Source organism: Bradyrhizobium genosp. SA-4 str. CB756 (assembly GCF_000473125.1).
Lineage (GTDB): Bacteria > Pseudomonadota > Alphaproteobacteria > Rhizobiales > Xanthobacteraceae > Bradyrhizobium > Bradyrhizobium arachidis.
On the sequence record NZ_KI421499.1, the window covers coordinates 4871607 to 4891883 of the forward strand.

General features: G+C 65.6%; 15 protein-coding genes. 1 reads left to right on the top strand and 14 read right to left on the bottom strand.

Annotated features, from left to right (window positions below; translation table 11 throughout):
- Positions 1-185 precede the first annotated feature (185 nt).
- Positions 186-719, top strand: coding sequence for a methyltransferase family protein (locus BRAGE_RS49155; RefSeq protein ID WP_027558680.1), 534 nt, complete (start codon positions 186-188; stop codon positions 717-719).
- A gap of 133 nt (positions 720-852) precedes the next feature.
- Here BRAGE_RS49155 and BRAGE_RS56870 read toward each other — a convergent pair whose 3' ends face one another.
- From BRAGE_RS56870 to BRAGE_RS0123895, 14 genes are all read right to left on the bottom strand, one after another.
- Positions 853-1266, bottom strand: coding sequence for a hypothetical protein (locus tag BRAGE_RS56870; protein ID WP_231164309.1), 414 nt, complete (start codon positions 1264-1266; stop codon positions 853-855).
- Positions 1267-1413: 147 nt separating this feature from the next.
- Positions 1414-2856: a hypothetical protein gene (locus tag BRAGE_RS0123835; protein WP_231164308.1), complete on the bottom strand. Its 1443-nt coding sequence runs from the start codon at positions 2854-2856 to the stop codon at positions 1414-1416.
- A 619-nt stretch (positions 2857-3475) separates the two neighbouring features.
- Positions 3476-4690: an acyl-CoA dehydrogenase family protein gene (locus tag BRAGE_RS0123840; RefSeq protein ID WP_027558677.1), complete on the bottom strand. Its 1215-nt coding sequence runs from the start codon at positions 4688-4690 to the stop codon at positions 3476-3478.
- Positions 4691-5100: 410 nt separating this feature from the next.
- Complete coding sequence (locus BRAGE_RS0123845; RefSeq protein ID WP_027558676.1) at positions 5101-6312, bottom strand: ABC transporter substrate-binding protein; 1212 nt, start codon at positions 6310-6312, stop codon at positions 5101-5103.
- 111 nt (positions 6313-6423) lie between these two features.
- Entirely contained in the window at positions 6424-6648 is a 225-nt protein-coding gene (locus BRAGE_RS0123850) for a hypothetical protein (protein ID WP_027558675.1), read from the bottom strand.
- A 21-nt stretch (positions 6649-6669) separates the two neighbouring features.
- Positions 6670-7245: an HdeD family acid-resistance protein gene (locus tag BRAGE_RS0123855; protein WP_027558674.1), complete on the bottom strand. Its 576-nt coding sequence runs from the start codon at positions 7243-7245 to the stop codon at positions 6670-6672.
- Positions 7246-7372: 127 nt separating this feature from the next.
- A complete protein-coding gene (locus BRAGE_RS0123860; RefSeq protein WP_027558673.1) occupies positions 7373-8896 on the bottom strand; it encodes an FAD-dependent oxidoreductase in 1524 nt (507 codons plus the stop codon).
- 31 nt (positions 8897-8927) lie between these two features.
- Entirely contained in the window at positions 8928-9554 is a 627-nt protein-coding gene (gene folE / locus BRAGE_RS0123865) for a GTP cyclohydrolase I FolE (RefSeq protein WP_027558672.1), read from the bottom strand.
- 241 nt (positions 9555-9795) lie between these two features.
- Positions 9796-10689: an alpha/beta fold hydrolase gene (locus tag BRAGE_RS0123870; protein WP_027558671.1), complete on the bottom strand. Its 894-nt coding sequence runs from the start codon at positions 10687-10689 to the stop codon at positions 9796-9798.
- A 73-nt stretch (positions 10690-10762) separates the two neighbouring features.
- Positions 10763-11590, bottom strand: coding sequence for an HD domain-containing protein (locus BRAGE_RS0123875; RefSeq protein WP_027558670.1), 828 nt, complete (start codon positions 11588-11590; stop codon positions 10763-10765).
- A 226-nt stretch (positions 11591-11816) separates the two neighbouring features.
- On the bottom strand, positions 11817-12695 hold the full coding sequence (locus tag BRAGE_RS0123880; protein WP_027558669.1) for a transglutaminase family protein: 879 nt from the start codon (positions 12693-12695) through the stop codon (positions 11817-11819).
- Entirely contained in the window at positions 12692-15214 is a 2523-nt protein-coding gene (locus tag BRAGE_RS0123885; protein ID WP_027558668.1) for a circularly permuted type 2 ATP-grasp protein, read from the bottom strand. Before BRAGE_RS0123885 ends, BRAGE_RS0123880 begins: the two co-directional genes overlap by 4 nt.
- Positions 15215-15241: 27 nt before the next feature.
- Positions 15242-18511, bottom strand: a complete 3270-nt coding sequence (locus BRAGE_RS0123890; RefSeq protein ID WP_027558667.1) for a DUF2126 domain-containing protein — start codon at positions 18509-18511, stop codon at positions 15242-15244.
- Positions 18512-18716: 205 nt separating this feature from the next.
- Positions 18717-20240, bottom strand: a complete 1524-nt coding sequence (locus BRAGE_RS0123895) for a UxaA family hydrolase (protein WP_027558666.1) — start codon at positions 20238-20240, stop codon at positions 18717-18719.
- Positions 20241-20277 lie beyond the last annotated feature (37 nt).

A 20277-nucleotide genomic window follows, 5' to 3' on the forward strand; every position in this document is an offset into this window, starting at 1 on the left:
ATCGTCCACCAGACCGCGCACCCTTGGCTATCCCTGGGCGCGGGCGTTGCAGCCCTCGTCGCGTTACGCGGATGCCCGATGTGCTGGACTGTGGGCTTGGTCGAGACGCTTTCGCAAGGCCGTCGCGATTCAACCGATGCTCTTTCAATAAATAGCGCCGCCAGCGAAAGCATCAGGGGGTCACCATGCAAAGGGTGAGTGCCGTCTTGGGCTCTGCACTATTCTTCCTGGTTGCGCCGTGCGTGCTCGCAGGGCTGATCCCGTGGTCGATGACTCGCTGGGAGTTTAGGCCTGCTTTTTTCGGTCTTGAGGGCGCGCGCTCAGTCGGCGTCCTCCTCATCTTGGTCGGTTTGCCGGGACTCGTGGACTCCTTTGCACGATTTGCGCTTCAAGGACTCGGCACACCTGCGCCCGTTGCGCCAACCAAGAACCTGGTGGTCACAGGTCTCTACCGGCATGTGCGCAATCCGATCTACCTCGCCGTCGTCGCAATCATCCTTGGTCAGGCTATGTTGTTTGGCGATGGGCGCCTCGTTCTGTTTGGCGCACTGCTCTGGCTCGCCTTCCACCTGTTCGTCGTTGCCTATGAAGAGCCGACTTTGCGGGACACGTTTGGTTCAGAGTACGAGGCATATCGCGCGAACGTCCGCCGCTGGGTTCCGCGGGTGGCCCCATGGAGAGCACCGGAGTCCGGTTCGCGACAGCCCGCAAAGCAATGAGGTCAGGCGGTTGTGTTCCCTACGGCAAATTTCGGCCCCACGAACCTGGTCGCTATTGGAGCAAAGCAGACGTAGTCACCCGGCACATGACGCCGCCGGGTTTATAGGTACACGGCCTGGTCCGCCGCTGCGCCTATTTCGGCAGACATTCCACATTGTAGGCGATGATGATCTGGCTGGGGTCGGCCTTTCCCAGGCTCTTCAAGTCTTCCAGGCCGCTCTTCAGCCTCGCGCCCGCCTGGCCCAGGCTGGACTCGAGCGTCGACTTTGCCGCCCTGCATCGCTCTTCGCTCGAGAACTCCTGAAACACGACGGTCGGCAGCAGCCGCCATTCCGCCCTGTCGTTCGTTGCGGCTGGACTGACCGAATAGGAGAAGACGTACATCAGGACCCACATTGTGGGGCTCCGGTGAAATGCGATACGGGCCGTATCGCGCCACGCGGCGCCGTGTCCTGCTTGATCCAGATCAACGAATGATGGTGCGTCTCGCGCGGCCTGCGCAGCCATTCCCGTGGCGAAGGCCTCAACAACGAAAAGCCCCGGCATGCGGGCCGAGGCTTGCGATCCAGCCCGCGTACATCCGGCGAACCGTATCGTCAATGCAGAGACTAGCCGTGAATTTTGAATAGATCATGACGATGTTGCATCGACAAAATGTCGCGCCGGGTCGGAACCGGATCATGCGTCGCGGGACTATCGTTCCGAAATCGCTTTTTGATCGACGAAGATTCGAACGCGGCCGACATCCTCGACCTCACGATAGTGGCTCAACTCGAGCTTGAGCTCGGGATCCGAATTGGCCCAGGCCAGCCAATCGAACGGAACCGAGCTCAACATGTAGGTGTCCACCAGAATCACATCGGGGCGGCCGCTTCGCAGGTCGGCCAGGAGTTGCCGCCGTTCGAAATCGATGATGCCGTCCAGCTTTGCCCGTTCGCCCTGACTGAGCTGCGCGTTTTTCTGGATCATCATCGCGCCGGCCGCCAGCATCTGCACACAGGAATTGCCCGCCCAGGTGCCATTGATCTGGCGGACGAGCGGATGCCCGAGAGCGACGTGATCGGTGATCGTGAGCAGCCGCGGGTTTTTGACGAGGGCCTCGATACGCTCTTCCAGCGGAGGAAAGTGCCGGACCGGCACGGACAGGCAGAACCCGATGAACACAATGGCCGCGAGGCCGCCGATCATGACCGGCAGGCGCAACGTTCTCGTGCGAACATGCAGCAACGGCGCGGCGACCGCGAACATGCAAAGCGCGAACGCCGTATAGGTCCAGCCCTTGCCTTGCAGAACGAAACTCGCGGCGCCGCCGACGGCTGCGGCGAGCCACGGGGTTGCGTCGCCGTCCAGCTTGAAGTGTTGCGGAGCCACAAGGCGCAGAAACGCGATGGACGCGAAGATCACGATGGCCGGAAAATACAGCAGATCGCCCAGATTCATCCTCAACGGCACATAGGTGGCCGCGACCATCGGAGCATAGGTGAACAGATAGTCGGGAAAGGCGAGAACGAGCACCGCGCCGTAGCCGGTGACGACGGCAGCGGCTGTGCACGCTTCAGCGGTGAACAAGGCCCTGAGCGAGCGCTGGCGCAAGGCGGCAAGGATGATCGGAACGCCTGCCACGAGCGCAAGATGCGGCTTGAGGCTCATGGCGAGTCCTGCCCCCAGTCCCGCCACGACCGCAACCGGTCCCGGACCAAGGCCGCGCCAGCGGATCGCGGTGATCGCGACGAAAGGGGTCAGGGCAATGACGGCAATGTGCTCGCGTTGGCCGAAGACGGCGCTGGAAAGAATTGCGAACAGGAACGCGAGCAGGCACGTTGCAAGATTTCTCTCGCCGGCTTCCAGCCCTGCCGCCACACCGGCGCGGTCGATCACGACGAGCGCGCCGACGATCTCGATCATCACCAGGATGATCACGACGATCTCGGGTGCGAGGCCGGTCGCGCGCGCAAACATCAACGCGGGCATGTAGAGGTAGACCGAGAGCGGCGGATTCACCTCGAAGACGTCGACCCCGAGCTTGCCGCCATCCAGGACCTTCTCGCCTTCGGTCAGCAGGCAGCCCAGATCCGCGTTGAGAACGACGGGTATCTGAACAAGCAAGGCCGTCAGCAGGATCGCGGCCACGATCATCCAACGGTGATTCATGCTGAAATTGCTTCCTGACAGATCCGGGGCGCGGCCGCCCCTTGTGAGGCCGGCAAAAAGCGCTCTCCGCGGGCGGAAGCGGTCTATTCCCTTCACCTGCGTGAACCTGCGGTAGAGCGCGCTCAGCGCCACTCTCAACGGCAGTCGTTACTATTGTGCTACAATGATCTGAAACAATGCCGCAATGGCCTGAAATAATGCCAAGTCATTGCCGGAGGCAGGCCAGGGGCAGCCTTCCGATTCTCATAAATAACACAAAACATAACATATAATGTTGCGCCGGCGATCCTGCGGTGCCCGGCTGCGCATCCGTCACGGCCGGCGGCTAAGCTCCTTGCGGCTTAAAGCGCGATGAGATGAGACTTGATCGCTGCAACGGCGGAGGTGCGCGCCCTCTCCCGCTTGCGGGAGAGGGTTGGGGTGAGGGTGCATCCGCAATGGGACACTCCCTAGAGGAGAAAGCCCTCACCCGGCGCCATAACCGATGCAAAGCATCGGCGTTTTTAAAGGACGGCGGCCAAGGGCCGCCTATGCCGACCTCTCCCGCAAGCGGGCGAGGTGAACCGAGCCTGCGGCACCCGATTCAACCCAACGCCATTCGGCCCTAACCCATCACCCCGCCGCGCTTGATCAGCTCCTTGCCGACCGCGGCAAGGTGCACCTGATCCGGCCCGTCGCCGATGCGGATGAAGCGGGCGTAGACATAGGCGCGGGCGAGGAATGTGTCCTGCGAGACGCCGGCGGCGCCGTGGATCTGGATGGCGCGGTCGATGACGCGGGCGGCCATGCTGGGCACCACGATCTTGGCCGCGGCGATCAAATCGCGCGCGGCCTTGTTGCCTTCGCGGTCCATCTTGTCGGCGGCCTGCAGCGTGAGCAGCCGCGCCTGCGCGATCTCGCAGAAGGAGTGCGCGATGTCCTCGCGCACCGATCCCTGCTCGGCCAGCGGCTTGCCGAAGGCGACGCGCGACACGGAGCGCTGGCACATCAATTCCAGCGCGCGCTGGGCGCAGCCGATCAGGCGCATGCAATGATGGATGCGGCCGGGGCCGAGCCGCCCCTGCGCGATCTCGAAGCCGCGGCCTTCGCCGAGCAGCATGTTCTCGGCGGGCACCCGGACATTGTCGTAGACGATCTCGGGGTGGCCGACCGGCGCGTCGTCGTAGCCGTAGGTGAGCATGTCGCGGACGATGCGCACGCCGGACGTCGCCTTCGGCACCAGGATCATGGATTGCTGGCGATGGCGATCGGGATCATCGGGCGCGGTCTTGCCCATCACGATCAGAATCTCGCAATCCTCGTTCATGGCACCGGAGGTGAACCATTTGCGACCGTTGATGACGTAGTCGTCGCCGTCGCGTTTGATCGCGCACTGGATGTTGGTGGCATCGCTGGAGGCGACCTGCGGCTCCGTCATCGAGAAGCCGGAGCGGATGCGCCCTTCCAGCAGCGGCTTCAGCCAGCGCTCCTGCTGCGCCTTGGTGCCGTAGTTTGCGAGCACCTCCATGTTGCCGACATCGGGCGCCGAGCAGTTGAACACCTCGGGCGCCCAGAGGATGCGGCCCATGATCTCCTTCACCGGCGCGTATTCGAGGTTGGAGAGCCCCGGACCGTGCTCGCCTGACAGGAACAGATTCCAGAGCCCCTGCTCCCGCGCCAGCCGCTTCAGGTCCTGCAGGATCTGCGGCGTCTTGTAGCGCGCGGCCTCCGGCTTCACCTGCTCGTAATAGAGCTCCTCGACCGGCTCGACATGGGTCCGCATGAACTGCCGGACGCGGTCCTGCAGCTCCAGCGAACGGGCGGAGTGTTGAAAGTCCATGGTGGTCTCCTCTTTCCTTCTCCCCTTGTGGGAGAAGGTGGCATAGGCGGCCTTCGGCCGCCGTTCTTAAGAACGCCGAAGCAAAGCTTCGGCTATGGCGCCGGATGAGGGGTTGGCTCCGCAAACTCAAACGCAAATTTGACTCGCGGAGAGATACCCCTCACCCGGCTGCGCTTCGCGCATCCACCCTCTTCCGCAAGGGGAGAGGGTGCACCGCGTCTGTGGCATTCGTCAGTCTCGTAGGGTGGGCAAAGCGACCTGTCCGCCGTAGCTCGAAGAGCGAAGGCGGAAGCGTGCCCACGCTCCTGTTTCCGTATTGATAGGTGGCGGGCACGGCGCAAGTGCGCCTTTGCCCACCCTACGATACCGAGTTCGCGGAGAGGCCGGCTGACCCGACCCGCCGCCTGCCCTCACGTCCCTCGCAGCAGCTCGCTCGCGACGACCCAGTCGTTGCCGTCGAACTGGAGCATGTAGCCGTCCTTGATCGGGCGGAAATCCTGCGGCGTGGTGTTGAGGGTGATGCCGGGCATCAGCAGCGACAGCGGCACGTTCTTCAGGTTAGCCGCCTGCGCCATGATGTTCTCGCGCGTCAGATTGTCCTTGCATTGCTTGAGCAGCACCACCAGCGCCTCGGCGACGGTGTAGCCGTAGAGGCCGGCGACGTTGTTGATGTCGGCATTGGGCAGGCGCTTCTTCATGAACTCGATATAGGCCGCCATCGCCGGATCGTCCTTGGGCTGCTCGACGAAGGGTTTGAGCGAGCCAAGCGAGAGCACGCCCTTGCCGGCATCGAGGCCAGCAGGCGTCATCACCGTCGCCTTGTTGGCGCAGCCGGAGGCGAGGAAGCGCGTCGGCTGCCAGCCGACCTCATGGGCTTTCCGGATCGCCTGCGCGCAGGCGCGCGGCGTCACCGAATAGATCATGAAGACGTCGGCCTTGGTGTTGGCGAGAGTCAGCACCTGGGAATCGACGGTGGGATCGGTGACCTCGAAGCTCGAAGCCATCGCGATCGCCTTGTCGGCGTCAGCGCCGAGCGCCTCCTTGACCCCGCGGAAATATTCCTTGCCCGCGTCGTCGTTCTGATAGAGCACCGCGAAGCGCGCATTCGGGTTCTTGGCGCGGGCATAGGCGACGTCGATCGCGGCCTCGCTGGTGTAGTTCGGCGCCCAGGGCAGCGCCATCGACCACGGCATGTTGGCCGGATCGTTCCACTTCGAGGCCGAGCTGATCAAGAAGAGCTGCGGCACCTTGTTGCTGTTGAGATATTTCGCGATCGCCGAGCTCGGTGCGGTGCCCATGGTTGCGAAGATGAAGGCGACGCCGTCGCCCTCGACGAGGCGCCGCGCAGCTTCCATGGTCTTGGGCGGCGAGAAGGCGTCGTCGAGCGAGATCAGGTTGAGCTTGCGGCCGTTGACTCCGCCCTTCTCGTTGACCTCGTCGAAATAGGCGGAGATCACCCGGCCGGTGATGCCGAGCGGCGATGCCGGGCCGCTATAGGGCATGGTGTTGCCGATCTTGATCTCGGTGTCGCTGACACCGGGACCGTAGGATTTCTGCGCGAACACGGGCGTCGACAGGCAGGCTGCAGCCAGCGCTGCGGCCAGGGCCAAAGCGGCTTTCATGGTTTCTCCCCGATGATTATCGCCGCGCGAGGCAACCACGCGGCGCGCTGCTTCTTGTCAGCGCGTCAGCTCAGCGGAGTTCCGCAAGATGGTCTTGCGTCGAGTTGCTGGTCACTCGGCGCTTCGTTTCGAGCCTGCGTAGGAGCGGCGCAGCAGGGCAAACAAGCTACCTCCCGTCGCCGCGCCGAGCAGATAGACCACGACGGTCTGGACTGCGAGCGGCAGGCTGAAATTCATCCTGAAGAAGGAGATCGTGACCGTCTCAAAATTCTGCGCGGCGAAGATCACCGTCGCCGCCGCGATGAGAACGATGATCGCGAGATAGAGCCAGCGCATCAGGGTCCCCCGGCGATCGCCCTAGCCGCGCCGCTTCAGGGCGAAGCCGAGGCTGATCCAGCCGGCGCCGGCCATGATCAGGTCGATGCCGAGGAACAGGCCGAGGATGTAGACGCTGTTGACCGGCCAGCGCGCCACGATCAGGAGGCCAAGCAGCAGCGTGATGGCGGCGGAGAGCGCCACCCACACCCACGGGCTTTCGCGCTTCATGCTGAAGGCGAGAAACAGCCTGACGGCGCCGGAGGCGATCAGCGATATGCCGAGGAAAAGCGTCAGCAGGACTGCCGCAAACAGCGGGTTCTCGAAGGTGAGGAAGCCGGCGATGACGTAGAGCACGCCGAGCAACGCCCAGATCAGGAATTTGCCCCAGCTCTTCATCTGGAACGCGCCGATGATCTCGGTGGCGCCGGCGACGATCATCATGGCGCCGACCACGATCACGCTCGCGACCGTCGCCATCACCATGCTGCCGAGCGCGATGAAGCCGGCGATGAGATAGACGACGCCGAGGGCGACGATCCAGCCCCATTTGGCGTGAAGCGCCGTAATGCCCGAGCCGAGGCCTGAAGGATGAGTCGTATCCGAAGCACTTGTCATGGCGGCTACTCCTGCATGCAAGCCCGGAGGCACACGCCAGGATAGCACGGGCCGGGCCGGGGCGACAGCCAGCAGAGCACCCTCAGCGGCAGCAACATTGACGCAAATCAAGATCGAATGCGGCGCGTCAGGGGCGCGACCGCTCCATCTCGAGCTCGGCCTTGAGGTTGTCGAGGTCGCGATAAATTGAGGCGACCGCCAGCACGCGGCCGCCCTTGCGGTACTTCAACAAGCAGTCCTTGCCGGAAATGCTGCCGTCGATCGCGATGTCGTCAAAGCTCTCGGCATGGCCGACATAGTTGATCGGCACGTCGTAATGCTGGCTCCAGAAGAACGGCACGGCGTCGAAGCGCTCGCGCCTGCCGAGCATGTTGCGCGCCGCGGTCTGGCCCTGGCGCTCCGCCACCACCCAGTGCTCGACGCGGATGGTGTGCCGCGAATGCGGATCGGGCCAGCGCGCGATGTCGCCGGCTGCGAAGATGCCGGCGATGCTGGTCTCCAGAAATTCGCTGACGCTGACGCCGCGATCGGCGGCAAGGCCGGCCTGCTCGGCCAGCAAGAGGCGCGGCTTGACGCCGATTCCGACCACGACGAGATCGGCCTCGATGACGGCGCCGCTCTTCAATGTGGCGCGGGTGCCGTCGAGCTTCTCGACGGTGTCCTTGAGATGGAAGTTGACGCCGTTCTCCTCGTGCAGCGCGCGCACGAAGTCGCCCATCTCGGGGCCGAGCACCTTCTGCATCGGCCGCTCCTCGGGCGCGACGACATGCACCTCGATCTTGCGCGCACGCAGCGATGCCGCAACTTCCAGGCCGATGAAGCTGGCGCCGATCACCAGCGCGCGCTTGGCGCTGCCGGCCGCCTTGATGATGGCACGGCTGTCGGCGACGGAGCGCAGGGTGTGGACATGCGGCTGGTCCGCGCCGGGAATCCGGAGCTTGACCGGCTCGGCGCCGGTGGCCAGCAGCAGCCGGTCGAACGGGAGCTTGTCGCCATTGCCGAGCGTCACGCTGCGCGCCTTCGGATCGATCGCCGAGACGTCCGTGTTCAGCCTGAGGTCGATGCCGGCGTCCTGATAATAGTCCTCGCCGCGCAGCGGCAGCCAATCCTCCGGCGCGTTGCCGGCGAGGTAATCCTTGGAGAGGTTGGGACGGTCGACCGGCATCGCGGCGTCATTGCTGAGCATGGTGATGGCGCCGCTAAAACCCTCGCGCCGGAGCGTCTCGGCCGCCGCAAAGCCCGCCGCACCGCCGCCGACGATGACGAATTTTTCCGGCGTCGGCGCGCTGCGATGAGCCGTTGATGGTTTCGGCGCCTCACGCTTGCGCTGAACGACGATCCTGTCGCCATCGCGGGCGACGTCCCATACCGCGAGTGCATTCAGCGCCGGCGGGCGGGTCGCCTCGCCCGTGCGCAAGGAGAAGCAGGCGTGATGCCAGGGACAGCGGATGGTGTCATCGACCACCAGCCCCTCGGCGAGTGGGCCGTGATAGTGGCTGCAGGCCGGCTCGATCGCGAAGATGTCGCTGCCGGCCTGCACCAGCAGGACATCCTCCTCGCCGACATGGCCGAGCAATTTGCCGTCCTTGAATTCGGTCAGCGACACGCCGCCGGTGAGGTCGGGTCCGCTCGGCTTCTTGTCCTCGGTCATGATCGTCTCCTTGGCGTCGTCTCCTTGCGGATCAATCGTCCGAATTGGCCAGCCCCAGGAGTTCCTGGCGGGTCAGCGCATTGTCGCGGAACACGCCCAACATGCGGCTGGTGACGAGATCGGTGCCGGGCTTGTGCGCGCCGCGCGTCGTCATGCAGTGATGCGTCGCCTTGATGATGACACCGACGCCTTCGGGCCTCAACACATCGTTGATCGTGTTGGCGATCTGCGCGGTCATCTTCTCCTGGATCTGGAGGCGCTTGGCGTAGACATCGACGACGCGCGCAAGCTTGCTGATGCCGACGACGCGCCCCTGCGGGATATAGGCGACCCAGGCGCGGCCGACGATCGGCGCCATGTGATGCTCGCAATGGCTCTCGAAGCGAACGCCGCGCAGCACGATCATCTCGTCATAGCCCTCGATCTCCTCGAAGGTCTTTTGCAGGATTTCGGTCGGATCCTGCGCATAGCCGGAAAAATACTCCTCGAAAGCGCGCGCGACGCGGTCCGGCGTCTCGCGCAGGCCGTCGCGCGCCGGATCGTCGCCGGCCCAGCGGATCATGGTCCGGATCGCCTGCTCGACCTCCGCCCTGTCGGGCCGGTCGCTCGGCGCCTGCGCCACCGCAACCCGTTCCAGCTTGCGCGCTTGCAACTTCATTCAAAACCTCCCCTGCAACGAGCCGCGGACAGAAGCGGCCCCACAGCTTGGACGGCGGCAGCTGCAAAAGGTTCCCGGAATCGGGAAAAATCGCGAAGGGTGGCGGCTTAGTTGGGCGCAGGCGCTCCAAGACCCTCATGGTGAGGAGCGCGAAGCGCGTCTCGAACCATGCAGGCCCAGCCGTGGCCTTCATCCTTAGACGCCCGCTTTGCGGGCTCCTCAGGATGAGGAGCTAGGCTGTCTATGCCGCAGCCGCCTTCCGCGCGTCGAGCACGGCCTGCGCCCATTCGGCAGGGCGCTCCTGCGGCAGATTGTGACCGGCGCCGGCGAACACGCGGCGCTCGAAAAAACCTTCGAACTTGCGCGCGTGGTGCGCGGTGCCGGGATTGACGCCATCGCTGTCGCCGTCGATCGCGATGGTGGGAACGCGGATCTGCGGCTGCGCGGCGAGCTTCGCCTCGATGCCCGCATAGGCCGGATCGCCCTCGACCAGCGCGTAGCGGTGGCGATAGGAGTGGATCACGACATCGACGAAATCAGGATTGTCGAACGAGGCTGCGCTCTTCTCGAAAGTCGCGTCATCAAACGTCCATGTCGGCGACCACATCGACCAGAGCTGTCGCGCAAAGCCACGGCGGTTGCGCTCCAGCGCGCGGCGGCCGCGCTCGTTGTGGAAGAGATATTGATACCAGAACGCCGCCTCCTCCGGCGGCGAGGCCGGCTCCATGGAGCGCGCGATGTTCTGGATGTTGTAGGAATTGCCGGAGACGAGCGCGACGACGCGCTCGGGATGCAGCGTCGAGACGACGCAGGCCGCGCGTCCGCCCCAATCATAGCCGCCGACGACGGCGCGCTCGATGCGAAGCGCGTCCATGAAGGCGAGGAGATCGGCCCCGAGCGCCGCCTGCTCGCCGGAGCGCAAGGTCGACGCGGAGCGAAACCGCGTCGGCCCGTAGCCGCGCAGCCAGGGCACCAGCACCCGCGCGCCCGCCGCCGCGATGAGCGGCGCGGTGTCGGCATAGGCGTGCACATCGTAGGGAAAGCCGTGGCCCATGATGCAGGGCCAGCCATCCTCAGCGCCGTAGTCGAGATAGGCGATGTCGAGGATATCCGTGGTGATGGTTTTTTGTTGCATGATTTTCTCACGGATGCGCGGGGTATCGTAGGCCGATGACAGGCTCCGCGATATCCGGGCTACGAGCGCGCCGTTACTTCTGCGGGCCGGACAGCGAGATGTCGCGCTCGGCGCGGAAGACGTTGCTGTAGAGGTTGGCGATCCACTGCCGGCCGATCTCGGTCTTGTTGAGATAGCCGATCTCGGTCTGGATGTGTGGTGCGACGCTGTTCCAATAGAATTGTGGATAGCGGTTCACGATGTCGGCGGGCGAGTCGTAGCCGAGCTGGCGGTTGATGCCGACCTCCTCGAACTCGTAGTACAGCGCGTTGGCCTTGCGCAGATAGTTGGGATCGCCGAGCTGGCCGATGAAGTCGGCGGCGCGCAGGATCGAGGCCTCGTCGTCATATTCCTGCCCCTCGCGGGCCGGGAAGCGGGTGCCCTCGATGGCGCGGGCGACGCGCTCGCTGTCGACGCCGCGGATCGGCGGGAGCCGCCGCCTCACGAAAAGTTTCGAGCGATCAACGTGATACATCATCAGACTGGCATCCGATGCGCCGCGCGGCAGCGACACTTTGGTGCCGGCCTCGTCGATCACGAAACCGTCCTCGTCATCCTCCGGAAACAGCCCGCGAACATAGCCGATATCGTGCGCAAGGCAGGCGATCAGGACATGAATGTAGTCCTCGGCATCGATGTGCGCGTGCAGGTTGCGGCCGAGCATGATCGCCTGGGCCGCCAGCGTCACCAGCATCGTATGTTCGATGTTGTGATAGAGCGCATCGCTGTTGCCGATGCATTCCATTGCGGTGCGCGTCGAGGCCTCCACCACCCTGGCATAGGACTCGTCGTACCTGCGACGCATGAACGAGCCCAGCAACTTCTCCAGGGATTCAGCCGCCAGTCTCGGTAACGTCATCATGGATGCAGCCCCGTTCGATGCAGCCCCGCTTGCCGGTGGTGTCTCACGCCAACTCCCGACGTTTCATTCTTGCCCTCGACGCAGGCGGCCAGCATAGCCCATCTTGGGCCAAGTGACCAAACCCCCGGCAACGCGATGACGGAAATATGTTACCGTTGTGCTCTGCGACATCAGGCTTGCGGGAACGGATCGACACGCCCGGGCGACCGCAGTGAGAACACGGCATTCACTCTACCAGCAGCACGTCGACGGCGACGCCGAGCTTCTGTTTCGGCGAACCGACGATGATGCCGTCGACCGGCGAGACGTCGGAGAAGTCGCGGCCGACCGCGAGCATGATATGGTCATTGGCGACCAGGAGATCGTTGGTCGGATCGAAATCGACCCAGCCGAGCTCCGCCCCGCACCACAGCGACACCCAGGCATGGGTGGCGTCGGCGCCCTGCAAGCGCGGCTGACCCGGCGGCGGAATGGTGCGCAAATAGCCGCTGACATAGGCCGCCGGCAGACCGAGGCCGCGCAGCCCTGCGATCATCACATGAGCGAAATCCTGACAAACGCCGTGGCGCTTGTCGAAGACCTCGTTGAGCGGCGTGGAGATCACGGTGGCCTTGGGATCGTAGCGGAATTCGGTGCGGATGCGATGCATGAGATTGACCGCGCCAGCGAGGATACCCCTGCCTGACGCAAAACTCTCTGCAGCATAGGCACTGACGGGACGCAGCACCGGCACCAGCGGGCTTGCAAAGACATAGCCGACCGGCGAGGACGGCCCGAGGCTGGTTGCTTCGAAGGCGACGTCGCGAACGCTCTCCCAGGGCGGGCTCGAGGCATCTCGCGCCGGCGGCTGCCGCTCGACGGAGACACGCGAACGTGAATCGATCCGCAAGTTGCGATGCGCGGCCTCGATCACGATGCTCTCGGTCAGCGTGCCGAAGAAATCGCGCCGGACATGACGCTCGGCCGGACGCGGACGGATCTCGACGCGATGCGAGATCAGCTCCTGGCCATTGCCGGTTCGCGGCTCCAGTCGCAGCGTGCAGCGGGCGAAACTGACCGGACTTTCATACTCGTAAGTGGTGACGTGACGGATGTCGTAGATCACGCCAGCCCCGTCAGCTTTTCCGGCCGGCTGGCATTGGGGCCGTGCGGGAAGTAGTGCAAGCCCACCGCCTCGGCGAGGCTGAGCAGATCCTGCTCCAGTCCGAACAGCGTCTTGACCTCGAGCTTCTCGGCTTCTGCGGTGGCGAGCATCGCCTGCACCGCCACCGCAAGCCGCTGCGGCTGCTCGATCAGGCCGTGCTCCTTCAGGCTCGGCAGCGCGGCGATGTGCTCGTTCAAGGTCGCGACCTGGAACGCGACGGACCGCGGGTTGTAGGTGTCGAGCACGGCGAGGTCGCGCACGGGCGCGAGGATCGGCGCCAGCAGATAGCGCGAGCGATAGGTGATCTGGGAATCCACCAGCGTCAGCAGGATGTCGAGATCCTCATCGCCCGCCTCGTCATATGCAAATTGACGTGCAAAGCGCGTGGTGTTGATGGCGCGCTCGGCGCGGCGGCCAATGTCGAGGAAGCGCCAGCCGGCCGCGCGGTTCATGTTCTCCTGCGCAAGGCCGGCGAAGCTCGCGAGCTCCTGCAAGGTGAGCTCGGCCGCGCTCAGCACGTCGTCGTCGTCCTCGACCTCGAGCGCGAGGCGCTCGGCCATCTCGGTGATGACCTGCCAGGCATCGGGCGACAACCGCTCGCGCAAGGAGGTCGCGGTGCGCTGTGCCGCGCGCACCAGCGACAGCGCCGAGCCAAAGCGCTCCGCGCTCTGCAACGCTTCGGCGACGATGCGCCCCGGCGCCGCGCGCGAGGCCTGCGAGATCGCGCCCCAGGCCACCAGCAGACGCTGGATGCGGTCGGCCGATTGCAGCGAGGCCGCTGTGCCCTTGTTGGGTCCGCTCGGCGAGCCCAGCGCGCGCACGAGGCGCAGCGTCGCCTCGGCGCGTTCGAGATAGCGGCCGAGCCAGAACAGATTGTCGGCGGCGCGGCTCGGCAGCACGCCGGCGATGCGGCGGATGCGGACCTTGTCAGTCGCCGGCAGCAGCGTCGCGGTCGAGACCTTCTTCTCGGAGACCACCCAGACGTCGGCCGCGCGCGCGCCGTCGCCCATCGACACCGCGCGCGCATCGGCTTGCTCGGCGATCCGGCAGAAGCCGCCGGGCATGATGGCCCAGCCGTCCGGGGTTGCGGCCGCGAACACGCGCAGCACGAAGGGGCGCGGCGTGAGCTGTCCCTGCTCCCACACCGGCATGGTCGAGAGCCGCACCACCTCCTGACCGACATAGTCCATGCCGCGCGCGCTGATGGCGTCGACCAGGCGCTGGCGACCGCTGGCATCGAGCTCGCTTGCGAGCACCGGACCTTTGCTGTCGAAGCCGGGAACGCCACGGCGGTAGGCGCCCTCGATCGCGACCTCCTCGAGCCGCGACAGCACCTCATCGCGCGCGTTGCGCTGGCCGCACCACCAGGTCGCGATGTGCGGCATCTTCAACTCTTCGCCGAGCAGGCGGCGGCTCAGCGCCGGCAGGAAGCCGAGCAGCGCCCTCGCCTCCAAGACGCCCGAACCCGGCATGTTGGCGACGACGACGCCGTCCTTGCGCAGCACGTCGATCAGGCCGGGCACGCCGAGATGCGAGGACGCATCGAGCTCGAGCGGATCGAGCGAGTTGGAATCGACCCGGCGCAGCAGCACGTCGAGCCGCTTCAGGCCGGCGACGGTGCGTATGTGGATCCGGTTGTCGCTGACGGCGAGATCGTCGCCCTCGACCAACAGGAAGCCGAGATAGCGCGCCAGCGTGGCATGCTCGAAATAGGTCTCGCTGAAGCTGCCGGGCGTCAGCACGCCGATGCGCGGCTCGTCGCGGTCGGCGCGCGCGCGAAGACTGTCACGGAACGCCTCGAAGAACGGCGCGACGCGCGGCACGTTCATCGACTTGTAGAGATCGGAGAAGGCCCGCGACTGCACCAGGCGATTCTCCAGCGCATAGCCCGCGCCCGACGGCGCCTGGGTGCGGTCGCCGAGCACCCACCAGCGGCCGTCGGGGCCGCGGCCGACATCGGCGGCATAGAGCGACAGGTAACGCCCGCCCGGCGGCGGCACGCCGCAGACCGGACGGAGATATTCGGGACTGCCGGCGATCGCGGCCGCCGGCAAAGCGCCCTCGGCGACCAGCCGGCCCTCGCCATAGATGTCGCGTAGCACGAGCTCCAGAAGCTCGGCGCGCTGGGTGATGCCGGCGGAGAGCTGCTGCCAGTCGGCCTCGTCGATCAGGAGCGGCAGTTGGCTGAGCGACCACGGCCGGTCGGCGCTGTCGCCGGGCGCGCGGTAGGTGACGCCGGCCTCGCGGAGGTGACGGTCGGCCATGGCGAAGCGCCGCTCGGCCTCGTCGGGCGCCAGCGCGCCGAAGGCGTCGAAGAAGCGGCTCCAGACCGCGCGGGGGGCACCATCGGGCCCCAGAAACTCGTCGGGGATGCCGGGCAGGCGGCTGTAGTCGCGGACCCATTGGGCGAGACGGCGCTGGCCTTCACGCTGGCCCTGCGCCTGCCCCGCTCTGTCATCCTCGGCTGCGCCCTCGGCCATGCCCCTCTCCCTGCCCCACCATCATACTCATTGCAGGAGCGGGGTCCGCAAGTCGAGGGTCAGCGGAAACTCATTTGTGCGTTCCTCGGGCGGCGGCTGCATCGGACCCGGTGTATGACCATGGTCCTGGAAGCGCGCCAGCCGCCGCGCCTCGGCCTCGTAGGTGTTGACCGGCTTGGTGTCGTAGCTGCGCCCGCCGGGATGGGCGACGTGGTAGACGCAGCCGCCGAGCGAGCGGCCGTTCCAGGTGTCGATGAGATCGAAGGTCAGCGGCGCATGCACCGGGATAGTCGGGTGCAGGCCGGAGGCCGGCTGCCAGGCCTTGAAGCGGACGCCAGCCACGGCCTCGCCCGAGCGGCCGGTCGCGGTCATCGGCAGGCGGCGGCCATTGCAGGTGACAATGTGGCGGCCTTCGACGAAACCTTCAGCTTTCACTTGAAGTCGTTCAACCGACGAGTCCACGTAGCGCACGGTGCCACCGGCCGAGCCCTCCTCACCCAAGACATGCCAGGGCTCCAGCGCCTGACGCAATTCCAAGGTCACGCCGCCATGATGAACGCGGCCGAAAGCAGGGAAACGGAATTCGAGCTGGGCCAGATACCATTCCGGCTCAAAGGGATAGCCTGACTGCTTCAACTCAGAAATCACATCAACGAAGTCTTCCCAGATGAAGTGAGGCAGCATGAAGCGGTCGTGCAGCGCCGTGCCCCAGCGCACGAACTTGCCCTGTTGCGGCTCGCGCCAGAATTTTGCGATCAGCGCGCGGATCAGGAGTTGCTGCGCCAACGACATGCGCGGATCCGGCGGCATTTCGAGCGCGCGGAATTCGACGAGGCCGAGGCGGCCGGTCGGCCCTTCCGGCGAATAGAGCTTGTCGATGCAGATCTCGGCGCGATGGGTGTTGCCGGTGATGTCGACCAGCAGATGGCGGAACAGCCGATCGACCAGCCACAGCGGCGTCTGGTAGCCGGGCGGCGGCACGTGCGAGAGCGCGATCTCGAGCTCATAGATGCTGTCGTGACGGGCTTCGTCGATGCGCGGCGCCTGGCTGGTCGGGCCGATGAACAGGCCGGAGAAGAAATAGGACAGCGAGGGATGTCGCTGCCAGTACAGGACCAGACTCCTCAGCAGATCGGGCCGGCGCAGGAACGGCGAGTCCTGCGGGCTCGAGCCGCCGACCACGACGTGGTTGCCGCCGCCGGTGCCGGTGTGGCGGCCGTCGACCAGGAAACGGTTGGCGCCGAGGCGCACCTTGCCGGCGTCCTCATAGAGGCCGGAGGTGATCTCGACCGCGTCGCGCCAGCTCTTCGCCGGCTGGATGTTGATCTCGATGACGCCGGGGTCAGGCGTCACCTTGATGACCTCGATGCGCGGGTCGAACGGCGGCGGATAGCCCTCGACATGGACGGGAAGCTGCATCTCCTCGGCGGTATCCTCCAGCGCCGAGATCAGCTCGAGATAATCCTCGATGCGCTCGACCGGCGGCATGAAGGCGCAGATCACGCCGTCGCGGATCTCCACCGCCATGGCGGTGCGCACCGGGATCGCAGTGTTCAGCTGCTCGGGCGCTGTCCGCGCCGGCGATGCCGGGCGCGCCATGCGGGTGAACACCGGGAGCTTGCCGCGCGGCTCCATCGGGTCCTGCTCGACGATGTAGGGATACTGGTTGGGCGGGACGTAGCCGAGCGAGCCGATCGGCAGGCGCAGGCCGAGCGGTGAATCGCCCGGCGACAGGAACAGGTGATTGCGCCGGAGCGGCCAGCGCTCGCTGCGCCAGCGCGGCGGTGCATTCCAGCGTTGGATCGGCAGCACGAAGCCGCGCGGCGTGGTCAGGCCCTGGTCGAACACCCGGGCCATGCGGGCGCGCGCTTCGGGATCGGACAGCTTCGAGTCCGTCGGATCGACGTTGACCGGAAGCTCGGCCTCCTTCTGCAGCCAATAGGCCGGGTCCTCATAGGCCGGCATGATGTAGCCGAGGTCGAGACCGAGCCGCGCCGCCGTGCCTTCCATGAAGGCCTGCGCGTCCCTGACCTCCGGCCGCCGCGGATTCTCGATCTTGGCAATGAGATCGGCGTTCTTCCAGATCGGCACGCCGTCCTTGCGCCAGTAGAGACCGAAGGCCCAGCGCGGCAGGCTCTCGCCCGGATACCATTTGCCCTGGCCGTAATGCAGAAGGCCGCCGGGCGCAAAGCGCGTGCGCAGGCGGCGGATCAGGTCGTCGGCGAGCGTGCGCTTGGTCGGGCCGACGGCGTCCGTATTCCACTCTGCCGCTTCGAGGTCGTCGACCGAGACGTAGGTCGGCTCGCCGCCCATGGTGAGCCGCACGTCTTGGGCAACGAGATCGCCGTCGACCTGCTCGCCGAGATCGTTGAGGCGCGCCCAGGATTCGTCGGAGAATGGCTTTGTGATGCGCGGCGCTTCGCGGATGCGCTTCACGCTCATGTCGAAGGCGAACTCGACCTCGGCAAAGCCGGCGCCGCCGGAGATCGGCGCGGCCGAGCGATAATGCGGGGTGGCGGCGACCGGGATGTGCCCCTCGCCCGCCAGCATGCCGGAGGTCGCGTCGAACCCGACCCAGCCCGCGCCCGGCAGATAGACCTCGGCCCAGGCGTGCAGATCGGTGAAGTCGTTCTCGACTTCCGGCGGGCCCTCGATCGGATCGATGTCGGGACGGATCTGAACCAGGTAGCCGGAGACGAAGCGCGCAGCGAGGCCGAGATGGCGCAGGGTCTGGATCAAGAGCCAGGCGGAGTCGCGGCATGATCCGGCACCGGAGGCGAGCGTTTCCTCCGGCGTCTGCACGCCGGGCTCCATGCGGATGATGTAGCGGACCTTCTTCTGGAGCCCCCGGTTGAGCTCGACCAGGAAGTTGACCGTGTTCGGTGCTTCATGCGGGATGGTGTCGAGATATTTCGCGAACAGGCGATCGGGCTTGATGGTCTCGAGATAAGGCGCGAGCTCCGTCTTCAGATCCTTCGGATACTCGAACGGAAAGCTGTCGGCATAGGGCTCGACGAAGAAGTCGAACGGATTGACCGTGGTCATCTGCGCCGTGAAGTCGACCTCGAATTTCAGCTCGGTGGTCTTCTCCGGAAAGACGTAGCGAGCGAGCCAGTTGCCCTGCGGGTCCTGCTGCCAGTTCACGAAATGATTTGATGGCGTGACCTTGAGCGAATAGCTCAGGATCGGCGTGCGCGTGTGCGGCGCCGGCCGCAGGCGGATGGTCTGCGGTCCGAGATCGATCGGGCGGTCGTATTTGTAATGCGTGACGTGATGCAGTGCGACGTAGATCGACACGGGGTGCGGTGCTCCAGCAGCTTTTTTGAGCAGAACACCGCTGGTGACATCGATCAAGCACTAACAACGGGCACGGTGTGCCTACGGCACGGGCGAGTGGTGAGTAGCGAAGCCAGGCGAATGGCGAGTAGGGAGTGGCGAATGGGGGCAGAATGCTCCACTCGCTACTTCCTATTCGCTACTCGCCACTCCCCATTCGCCCCTCTCACATCGTCGCGCCCAGCACCCAGGGCGCGAACTCGGCGCCGCCGAAATCGAAGCTCTCGCTCTTGGTCGGCTGGCCGGATGCGGTCTTGAGGATGAGATCGAAGATGCGCTGGCCGCACTCCTGAACGCTCTCCTCGCCTTCGAGGATGGTGCCGCAATTGACGTCCATGTCCTCTTCCATGCGCTTGTACATGGGCGTGTTGGTGGCGAGCTTGATCGACGGTGCGGGCTTGCAGCCGAACACGCTGCCGCGGCCGGTGGTGAAGCAGACGAGGTTGGCGCCGCCGGCGACCTGGCCGGTCGCAGCGACAGGGTCGTAGCCGGGCGTGTCCATGAAGACAAAGCCCTTCTTGGTGATGGGCTCGGCGTAGCGCAGCACCTCGACGAGATTGGTGGTGCCGGCCTTGGCCATCGCACCGAGCGACTTCTCCAGAATGGTGGTGAGGCCGCCGGCCTTGTTGCCGGGGCTCGGATTGGCGTTCATCTCGGCGCCTTCGCGCTCGGTGTATTCGTCCCACCAGCGCATCAGATCGACCAGCTTCTCGCCGACCTCGCGGCTGACGGCGCGGCGCGTGAGCAGATGCTCGGCGCCGTAGGTCTCGGGCGTCTCCGAGAGGATCACGGTGCCGCCGTGGCGCACGATGAGATCGCTCGCAGCCCCCAGCGCCGGGTTGGCGGACACGCCGGAATAGCCGTCCGAGCCGCCGCACTGCAGGGCCACGGTAAGCTCGCTTGCAGGCACACTCTCGCGCTTGACCTTGTTGGCGTCAGCAAGTGCCTCGCGCACGAAGGCAATGCCGGCCTCGACCGTCTTGCGGGTGCCGCCGACCTCCTGGATGTCCATCGCGCGCAGACGGCCGGCGAGCTTCTGCTCTTCCATGAGCCCGCCGATCTGATTCACCTCGCAGCCGAGGCCGAGCACGATGACATGGGAGAAATTGACGTGACGCGCATAGCCGCCCAGCGTGCGGCGGAGCAGCGCGAGCGGCTCGTTCTGGGTCATGCCGCAGCCGGTCTTGTGGGTCAGCGCGACCACGCCGTCGACATTGGGGAAGTCCGCCAGCGGATTGTCGCCGGTGAAGGGGTTCTTCTTGAAGACGTCGGCGACGAGGCTTGCGACATGCGCGCTGCAATTCACCGAGGTGAGGATGCCGATATAGTTGCGCGTGGCGACGCGGCCGTCGGGGCGGCGAATGCCTTCGAAGGTTGCCGGCAGGTCGAAATTCGGCGTCGGCTTGACGTCGGCGCAATAGGCATAGTCCTTGGCGAAGTCGCCCATGCCGATGTTCTGCACGTGCACATGCTGGCCCGGCGCGATCGGTGCGGTCGCAAAGCCGATGATCTGGCCGTAGCGGATGACAGGCTCGCCGACCGCGATCGGCTTGATCGCGACCTTGTGGCCGGAGGGAATGCGATCGACGGTGGTGACGCCGTCGGCGACGACCGTTCCCGGCGGCAGGCTGGCGCGCGCGATCAGCACGCCATCATCGGGATGCAGGCGGATGACGGGGCTGATGGTCATGGCGAATCTCCTTCGGAGGCGAATAGCGAGTGGTGAG

Excerpts from the sequence above, each read along its gene's own strand:
- BRAGE_RS49155 (WP_027558680.1), top strand. The coding sequence starts at position 186 with ATGCAAAGGGTGAGTGCCGTCTTGGGCTCTGCACTATTCTTCCTGGTT.
- BRAGE_RS56870 (WP_231164309.1), bottom strand. The coding sequence starts at position 1,266 with ATGCCGGGGCTTTTCGTTGTTGAGGCCTTCGCCACGGGAATGGCTGCG.
- BRAGE_RS0123835 (WP_231164308.1), bottom strand. The coding sequence starts at position 2,856 with ATGATCGTGGCCGCGATCCTGCTGACGGCCTTGCTTGTTCAGATACCC.
- BRAGE_RS0123840 (WP_027558677.1), bottom strand. The coding sequence starts at position 4,690 with ATGGACTTTCAACACTCCGCCCGTTCGCTGGAGCTGCAGGACCGCGTC.
- BRAGE_RS0123845 (WP_027558676.1), bottom strand. The coding sequence starts at position 6,312 with ATGAAAGCCGCTTTGGCCCTGGCCGCAGCGCTGGCTGCAGCCTGCCTG.
- BRAGE_RS0123850 (WP_027558675.1), bottom strand. The coding sequence starts at position 6,648 with ATGCGCTGGCTCTATCTCGCGATCATCGTTCTCATCGCGGCGGCGACG.
- BRAGE_RS0123855 (WP_027558674.1), bottom strand. The coding sequence starts at position 7,245 with ATGACAAGTGCTTCGGATACGACTCATCCTTCAGGCCTCGGCTCGGGC.
- BRAGE_RS0123860 (WP_027558673.1), bottom strand. The coding sequence starts at position 8,896 with ATGACCGAGGACAAGAAGCCGAGCGGACCCGACCTCACCGGCGGCGTG.
- folE (WP_027558672.1), bottom strand. The coding sequence starts at position 9,554 with ATGAAGTTGCAAGCGCGCAAGCTGGAACGGGTTGCGGTGGCGCAGGCG.
- BRAGE_RS0123870 (WP_027558671.1), bottom strand. The coding sequence starts at position 10,689 with ATGCAACAAAAAACCATCACCACGGATATCCTCGACATCGCCTATCTC.
- BRAGE_RS0123875 (WP_027558670.1), bottom strand. The coding sequence starts at position 11,590 with ATGATGACGTTACCGAGACTGGCGGCTGAATCCCTGGAGAAGTTGCTG.
- BRAGE_RS0123885 (WP_027558668.1), bottom strand. The coding sequence starts at position 15,214 with ATGGCCGAGGGCGCAGCCGAGGATGACAGAGCGGGGCAGGCGCAGGGC.
- BRAGE_RS0123895 (WP_027558666.1), bottom strand. The coding sequence starts at position 20,240 with ATGACCATCAGCCCCGTCATCCGCCTGCATCCCGATGATGGCGTGCTG.